The 7215-nt window shown below is 61.1% G+C and carries 6 protein-coding genes and 1 pseudogene; 4 read left to right on the forward strand and 3 right to left on the reverse strand.

What is annotated here, in order from left to right; all coding sequences use genetic code 11:
- Positions 1-64: 64 nt before the first annotated feature.
- Together CAPSK01_RS06105 and actP are read left to right on the forward strand one after the other, a co-directional pair.
- Positions 65-376, forward strand: coding sequence for a DUF485 domain-containing protein (locus CAPSK01_RS06105; protein WP_034923730.1), 312 nt, complete (start codon positions 65-67; stop codon positions 374-376).
- Positions 373-2043 carry a cation/acetate symporter ActP gene (gene actP / locus CAPSK01_RS06110; protein ID WP_034923733.1) on the forward strand — a complete coding sequence of 557 codons (1671 nt, stop codon included), beginning with the start codon at positions 373-375 and terminating at the stop codon, positions 2041-2043. Before CAPSK01_RS06105 ends, actP begins: the two co-directional genes overlap by 4 nt.
- Before the next feature lie 102 nt (positions 2044-2145).
- Here actP and paaX read toward each other — a convergent pair whose 3' ends face one another.
- The gene (gene paaX, locus CAPSK01_RS06115; RefSeq protein WP_273703188.1) at positions 2146-3114 is read right to left on the reverse strand and encodes a phenylacetic acid degradation operon negative regulatory protein PaaX; all 969 of its coding nucleotides are present in this window, start codon (positions 3112-3114) and stop codon (positions 2146-2148) included.
- A gap of 351 nt (positions 3115-3465) precedes the next feature.
- Between paaX and paaI the strand changes: the two genes are divergently transcribed.
- Both paaI and CAPSK01_RS06130 read left to right on the forward strand, forming a co-directional pair.
- Entirely contained in the window at positions 3466-3987 is a 522-nt protein-coding gene (gene paaI, locus CAPSK01_RS06125) for a hydroxyphenylacetyl-CoA thioesterase PaaI (protein ID WP_273703189.1), read from the forward strand.
- A gap of 91 nt (positions 3988-4078) precedes the next feature.
- A complete protein-coding gene (locus CAPSK01_RS06130) occupies positions 4079-4780 on the forward strand; it encodes an alpha/beta fold hydrolase (RefSeq protein WP_273703190.1) in 702 nt (233 codons plus the stop codon).
- A 72-nt stretch (positions 4781-4852) separates the two neighbouring features.
- Here CAPSK01_RS06130 and CAPSK01_RS06135 read toward each other — a convergent pair whose 3' ends face one another.
- Both CAPSK01_RS06135 and CAPSK01_RS06140 read right to left on the reverse strand, forming a co-directional pair.
- Complete coding sequence (locus CAPSK01_RS06135; RefSeq protein ID WP_034923739.1) at positions 4853-6775, reverse strand: 3-hydroxyacyl-CoA dehydrogenase NAD-binding domain-containing protein; 1923 nt, start codon at positions 6773-6775, stop codon at positions 4853-4855.
- Positions 6772-7215 (reverse strand): annotated as a pseudogene (locus CAPSK01_RS06140) (acetyl-CoA C-acyltransferase); the annotation flags it as partial. The gene CAPSK01_RS06135 and the pseudogene CAPSK01_RS06140, both read right to left, overlap by 4 nt.

The following is a 7215-nucleotide window of genomic DNA, read 5'->3' on the forward strand; positions in this document are numbered from 1 at the left end:
AGACCTTCGAGGGACGCATGCAAACACAGGCACCTCGAATTCATCAAGAGGAGACAAGATTCGTATGTCCACCGAAATCTATCGTAGGATTCTCAGCCATCCTAGATACGCAGAACTGGTCAAGCGCCGAAAGCGACTGGCCTGGCTACTGGCTGGCAGCACACTGGGCGTGTTCTTTTCTTTCGTATTGATCGTGGCTTTCAAACCAAGCATCTTGGCAACGCCGATATCAAGTACTGGCGTGACAACCATCGCCATCCCCCTGGGGGTGGCGATGATCGTGTTTTTCTGGGTGGCGACCGGCATCTACGTTCGGCGCGCCAGCCGTGATTTCGACGGCCTGAGCGACCAGATCGTACGGGAGGCCAACCAATGAGTGGACTGACGCCAAAATCGATCACGAGCCTTGGATTGCTGACCTGGACAGGTCTGGCGTTGGCTGCGCCAGGAAGCCAAGCACAAACCGCCAACATTCCGGCCATTGCAATGTTTCTGCTCTTTGTCGCGCTCACGCTCGTGATCACTTATTGGGCAGCCAAACGTACCAGGACGGCCAGCGATTACTATGCCGCAGGGGGAGGCATCACCGGCACCCAGAATGGCTTTGCGATCGCTGGTGACTTGCTCTCCGCGGCAACACTACTCGGCATCAGCAGCCTGATTTTCGCCAAGGGCTATGACGGCTTTCTCTATTGCCTGTGCCTGATCGTGGCCTTTCCGATGATTCTCTTCCTCATGGCGGAGCGGCTGCGCAATCTCGGGCGCTATACCTTTGCCGATGTCACGTCTTTTCGTCTGTCGCAGCGTCCCGTACGTACGACAGCGGCGATCTGCTCCCTCACGGTGGTCATTTTCTACCTGATCGCTCAGATGGTGGGTGCCGGCCAGGTAATCAAGCTGTTGTTCGGGGTCGAGTACTGGATCGCCGTCGTTGCAGTAGGCGTGCTGATGGTCATCTATGTCACTTTCGGGGGAATGCTGGCCACAACCTGGGTGCAGATCGTCAAGGCGGTCCTGCTGATTTCTGGCGGCACCTTGATGGCGTTGCTGGCTTTCTCGAAATTCGGCTTCAGCTTCGAAACGATGGCCAGCAAAGCTGCCGCCGTGCATAAGGACGGGATCAAGATCCTCGCCCCCGGTGTCATGTTTGCCGACCCGGTTTCCGCGGTTTCTCTGGCACTTGGGATGGTCTTCGGTACCGCCGGTCTGCCGCACATCCTGATGCGTTTCTTTACGGTACCGAATGCCGTGGAGTCGCGCAAGAGTGCCTTCGTCGCCACCGGCCTGATGGGCTTCTTCTTCCTGATGATCGGCTTGATCGGGCTGTCGGCCGTCGTACTCGTCGGCACCGATCCGCAGTACTTCGAGGGGGGAATCGTCGGCGGGAAATTGCTGGGCGGCGGCAATATGCCCGCAATGCATCTGGCACATGCCGTGGGCGGAAACCTGCTGCTCGGCTTCATGGCAGCGGTGGCATTTGCAACCATCCTGGCAGTGGTGTCGGGACTCGCTCTCGCCGGAGCTTCGGCGATTTCGCATGACATCTACGCGAACGCGATCAAGAAAGGCACGGCGACCGAGGCTGATGAAATCAAGGTGTCCAAGATTGCCTCTTTGGGCTTGGGCGTGCTCGCGGTCATTCTCGGGATCATGTTCGAGAAGCACAATCTGGCATTCCTGTCTGGCCTGACGCTGGGCATTGCCGCTTCGGCCAATTTCCCGGTACTGATACTCTCGATGTACTGGCAAGGTCTGACCACTCGCGGCGCTGTTCTCGGTGCCATGGTTGGACTGATCTCGGCCTTGGCGCTGGTGGTCTGCTCCAAGGCGGTGTGGGTTACCGTCCTCGGCAATCCGACCGCGTTGTTCCCCTACGAACAACCGGCACTCTTCTCGATGCCTCTGGCGTTTCTCGCCGCCTGGCTCGGATCGGTTCTCGACACCAGCGAAACCGCAGCCCGAGAAAAGGCCGCCTTCGCGGAACAGGACGTGCTGGCCGAAACTGGCTTCTACAAGAAGCAACAAGCCAGTCCGACCGCGTAACAACAGTCGCATCGCCCCCGCAGGGGCACCGGCCGTCAGGCCAGTGCCCCTGTTCCGGTTCTATTCGGCCCGAGGATTACTGCCAATGTTGCGGCCAACGCTCTAATTCTCGCCATCAAGGCGAAGGCAGCGCAGCGGATCGTCTTCGGCGAAACGTGCGTAGACGATCGGCTGTAGAGGTGGACAAGCACCATCCGCAGTCAACAAAAGACGGTCAAGATGGCGTTCGGCAGGCACCAGCAGGCGTCGGTAGAGATCTTTGCAGAGCAACCGCGCGCGCGCTCCCGGCCAGTCCGCCGGCAACAATTGCTCGGGAAGTTCCGGGTCGCGAAGTAGCAAGCGCCGATAGTCGTGAATCAATAGTAAACGCAGGAGAAAAGCGCCCTCTTCATCGGCGGCGGCAAGGTGATCGCTACGCAGTTCCACCAGGACAGGATTATAGGTACTGACGAACTCGGCATAGGCCTGCCCGAGTTCGCGCAGGTCCCAGGCCCGTGTGACCAGGTCGGCGTTGCCGGCTGTCCCCACCAGGCTGGCATCTGCGGCAAACAACGGCATCAACCCGGCCAGCAAATGCACCAGACCGTCCACCAACAGTGCGTCAAGGACACTTGGCAGGTCCGCGCTGGGGTGCACGAAACACTCCGCGCCCAAGGCACCAAAGCCTTGCCAGAAGAGAGCTCGGCGCAGGGCATCGCGGTCTTTCTGAGCGAACGCGCCAAGCACCAGAATTTGTCGCCAACGACGATCCCAGTGCGGCGCGCGAGCAGCATAGATTTGTCGCGCTGCATCGGCACAGCGACGCTCCCCGGAAGTCGTGAGGCGGTATTCGCTACGACGGCCCAATGCTTCGCTACACAGCCACTCGTCTTTGGTCAGGCGAAAGACGGCAGTCCTGACCGAGCGCTCATTGATCCCCAACGGTTCAAGCAAATGAATCAGGCTACCCAGCCAGACTCGTCCACCCCGCGGCAACACGACATCGCCAAAGAGCGAGACAATCAAGGAACCGGCATGCACCCGCTTCTGCCTTCTGAATTCGTCGATCCGCATGTGCATCGCGACACTCATCAGCGCGCCATCCCTGTGGCGTCAAGTATCGCCTTTCCCCAGAGCCCCAGCGAACGGCACCGCCTGGCCCACAAGAAGGCCCTTTGCCCGTCGGGTAGCGAATCCGGCACGGCCTCGATCAAACGGCTTTCCTCTCGAACCAGTTTCTGTGAGTTCTCGTCCATTTGCCCCTGGGTGTCAGCTCGACTCCTGTTACCTGCAAGCGGCCACCTGGTAGGTAACATTGTCAAAAAGCGCGTTATGATACGCCTTTTGACATCAACCGGCTTGTTTTGTACCATTTTACCGGTCCTGCCAAGCAGAACGTTGCCACTCGCAGCCCAATCAATGTCTTTTCCGAAAGGAACCTGCATGTCCAAGTCCAATAGCGCTGGGCACAACGCACAAGCGCCGATCTTGCTTGCCGAACAAACAGCGGCAGCGATGTACAGCCGCGACGCGGCCCTGAAGCTGATCGGCATCCGTCTGATGGCTGTCCGGCCAGGGTATGCGCTGCTCTCGATGGTCGTCCGACCGGATATGGTCAATGCTCATCATATCTGCCACGGCGGTTTCCTTTTTACCCTCGCGGACTCCGCTTTTGCCTACGCTTGCAATAGCTACAACCGTAACACGGTTGCCTCGGCCTGCCACATCGACTTCCTCAGCCCTGCACGTGAAGGCGAAGAACTGGAAGCCGAGTGTGAGGAGCGTTCTCTCGCCGGGCGCACCGGGGTCTACGACACCACCATCCGCGACCGCAAGGGACAGGTGTTGGCCCTTTTCCGCGGCAAGTCCTACCGCATCGCCGGAGAAGTCATTACTGGACTGGAAGCCGAGGACAGTCGCCATCGCCCGGCCCCAAGCAGCAGAATCGAGGGCAACCCTCAATGAAGCACCGGGAAGCGACTCGGCTCCATGCAACCACCATGGTGACGCACGGCCTTCCCCCTGGTCGAACACGTTCATTCATGCGGAACACACCTTGGATCAACAAGAGGTAGCGTCCGCCGAGGGTCACGCTGACGAAGTGGTGATCCTGGTGCACGGCTTGTGGACGCCAGCCGCGGTGTTCTTGTTGCACAGCCGATGGCTGGAGCGCCTTGGCTACCGTACGCTGCGCTTCGGCTACCACAGCGTACGTGCGACCTTGTCGGAAAATGCCGCGGAACTGCAGATCTGTGTGGCCGAAACCAACGCAGAGAGCATCCATTTGGTTGGTCATAGCCTGGGCGGGCTGATCATCCTGGACATGCTGGCACAAACGAGCGATCCCCGTCTGCGCCGAGCCGTCCTGCTCGGTACCCCCTGCAGTGACAGCTACGCTGCGCGTCGCCTGTCAAGCGTTTGGGGGCTTTCTACGCTGCTTGGGCAATCGACGATGGAGTGGCTATCCCGTAGCCCCGATGCCACCACGCTGCAGCGATCGACGGTCGAAGTCGGGGTGTTGGCGGGCACGCGCAGCGTCGGTTTGGGTCGCGTGCTAGCGGGCTTGCCGACCCCTAACGATGGCCTCGTCACGCTGGCGGAAACGCGACTGCCCGGTGCCATCGATTTCATCGACCTGCCGCTAGCACACTCGGAAATGCTCATTTCACGGCGTTGCGCCGCACAGATTGCCCGTTTCCTGGCAAGCGGTCGTTTCATGCACGCAGCAGACCCGGAAAAACTTCCCCGAATCGAGTAGCACTCAGATCCCCCTGAAAAGTGATCATCGGCGTGGCCACATTGGCGGTCCGTCCCGCAGGAGCGAGCCACCTCAGGCCTGCTGCCCCTTGACGTAATTCATCGGCCCCCCGGTAAAGGGAGCGAAACCAGTACCGAAGATCACACCGGCGTCGGCCAGATCGGCATCAGCAACGACCCCGTCGCTGACAAGTTGTTGCGTGCGGTCGAGCAGAGGCTTCACCAGGCGAGCGGAGAGCGCGGCGGGAACGGTTCCCACCGGCTTTTTGGCGGGTCGGCCATCAGGATAGTCATAGAAACCCCGGCCGCTTTTCTTCCCGAAGTGGCCAGCGTTGAAACGTTCCAGCAGGCACTTCGGGGGCCCGGAAGCGGACCCTGCGAGGCCCTTGCCAGCAGCCATGGCGACGTCGAGTCCGACCATGTCGGCGAGTTCGATCGGGCCCATCGGCATGCCAAAAGCGAGCATTGCTTCGTCCACCGTTTCCGCCGAAAAACCTTCATCGACAGCGCGCATCGCTTCGAGCATGTAGGGTCCGAGAACGGCGTTGACCAGAAAGCCCGGCGCGCTCCTGACCGGTAACGGCAGGCGGTCGATCTGTTTGACGAAAGCGGTTCCGCGTTGCAGCATTTCAGGATCGGTACCTGCAGCGGCGACAACTTCGATCAGTGGCATCTTCGCGACCGGGTTGAAGAAGTGAAGACCGATCAGACGTTGCGGTCTGGCCAGGACCTTGGACAAGTCCTCGATGCGCAGGCTGGAGGTGTTCGTCGCCAGCACCGCGTCGGTCTTGATCACCGCTTCGAGCTTCACGAGCAAAGCGCGCTTGGCATCGAGGTCTTCAAAAATTGCCTCAATCACCACGTCCGCCTGGCGTGCGCCGTGACCTTCCGGGTCGGGAATCAGCCGGTCCATGACGTTGCGCAGTTCGCGCTTGTCCCGGATGCGCTGGCTCCATGCCGCATAGGCGCGTTGCAAGGCCGGGACGATGCGCTCCATCCCCTGGTCCTGCAGGGTGACAGTCAGCCCGCGCAGCGCGCACCAGGCCGCGATGTCGCCGCCCATCACACCGGCACCAACGACATGCAAGCGCCTGACCGTAAAACTGCCGGCCTTGCCGAAGTTTTTCAGGCGCTCCTGCAGGAAGAAAACGCGCACCAGATTGCGTGCCGTCGGCGAACGGACAATGCGGTTGATCAGCGCCGGTGCGGCTAGCGCATTACCCTGGTGTCTGGCCCAGATATCGATGATCGCGTAAGGCGCCGGATAATGCTCGCGGCGCGCGCGCCTGCCGACCTGTCTTCTCGCACCACGCGCCACCAGGCCCTGCAACGGACCGTTGAGCAGGCGCTGCAGCAGAGGCAGACGGCGGCGTCGCTGCTCAGAGAGCACCAGTAATGCTGCGGCGCTGTCCATGACGCGCGCCGGTACGCAGTCATCGGCCAGCCCGAGGCGTTTTGCCTTGACGGCATCGATCGTCTTGCCGGTCAGCATCATGTCGAGCGCTGCCTGCGGGCCAATTCTTTCCGGCAGGCGCAACATGCCGCCCCAGCCGGGAACGATACCGAGCATGACTTCCGGCAGGCCCATTCGGGTTGAGGGCTCGTCGACCGCCAGCAGATAACGACATGCCAGCGCCAGTTCGAGCCCGCCGCCAAGGCAGTGGCCGCGTACCAGCGCCAGCGTCGGATACGAAACGGTGGCCAGACGGTTGAAGAGATGCCAGCCACGCGCCACCAATTCGATTCCCTTCTCGGGGGTATCGAGCTGAGTGAACTCCTGGATGTCGGCGCCGGCGATGAAGCCAGCCTCTTTCCCCGACCGAAAGATCAGCCCTTTCGGCGAGCTGTGCTCAAACTGGTCGAGAAGCCGCGCCAGTTCGTTCATGACGGTACTCGAGAGCGCATTGGTCGACTCGCCGGCACGGTCGAGCGTCGCCCAGGCGATGCCTGCCGCGTCGACCTCGACCCGCCAGTTCTGAAAGCTATTGATGTTCATGCATTTCCTCGTCTTGCCTGTTCCCGATCGACCGATTCGAGCAGCATCGCCCCACCCTGGCCACCACCGATACAGATTGCGGCGATACCACGCCTCGCCCGGGCAATACGCAGAACCTGCAGCAGGTGCAGGACGATGCGAACGCCGGAAGCGCCGACCGGGTGACCGACTGCGATAGCACTGCCGTCAATATTGAGACGCTCCGGCGCGATCTTACCGAGCGCGCCCGGCAGGCCGAGCTGCTCGCGGCAATAGTCGTCCGACTCCCAGGCGGCGAGGCAGCCAAGCACCTGCGCAGCAAAAGCCTCATTGATTTCCCAGAGGTCGATGTCTGCTAGCCCGAGCTGATGGCGCTGCAGGATCGGCGTCGCGGCATGCACCGGACCGAGGCCCATCTGCGCCGGATCGAGGCCGGCCCACTGACTGTCGGTGATCGTGCC

Origin of the sequence: Candidatus Accumulibacter vicinus, from assembly GCF_000584955.1 — a bacterium.
Classification (GTDB): Bacteria; Pseudomonadota; Gammaproteobacteria; order Burkholderiales; family Rhodocyclaceae; genus Accumulibacter; species Accumulibacter vicinus.

Excerpts from the sequence above, each read along its gene's own strand:
- CAPSK01_RS06135 (WP_034923739.1), bottom strand. The coding sequence starts at position 6,775 with ATGAACATCAATAGCTTTCAGAACTGGCGGGTCGAGGTCGACGCGGCA.
- paaI (WP_273703189.1), top strand. The coding sequence starts at position 3,466 with ATGTCCAAGTCCAATAGCGCTGGGCACAACGCACAAGCGCCGATCTTG.
- actP (WP_034923733.1), top strand. The coding sequence starts at position 373 with ATGAGTGGACTGACGCCAAAATCGATCACGAGCCTTGGATTGCTGACC.
- paaX (WP_273703188.1), bottom strand. The coding sequence starts at position 3,114 with ATGAGTGTCGCGATGCACATGCGGATCGACGAATTCAGAAGGCAGAAG.
- CAPSK01_RS06105 (WP_034923730.1), top strand. The coding sequence starts at position 65 with ATGTCCACCGAAATCTATCGTAGGATTCTCAGCCATCCTAGATACGCA.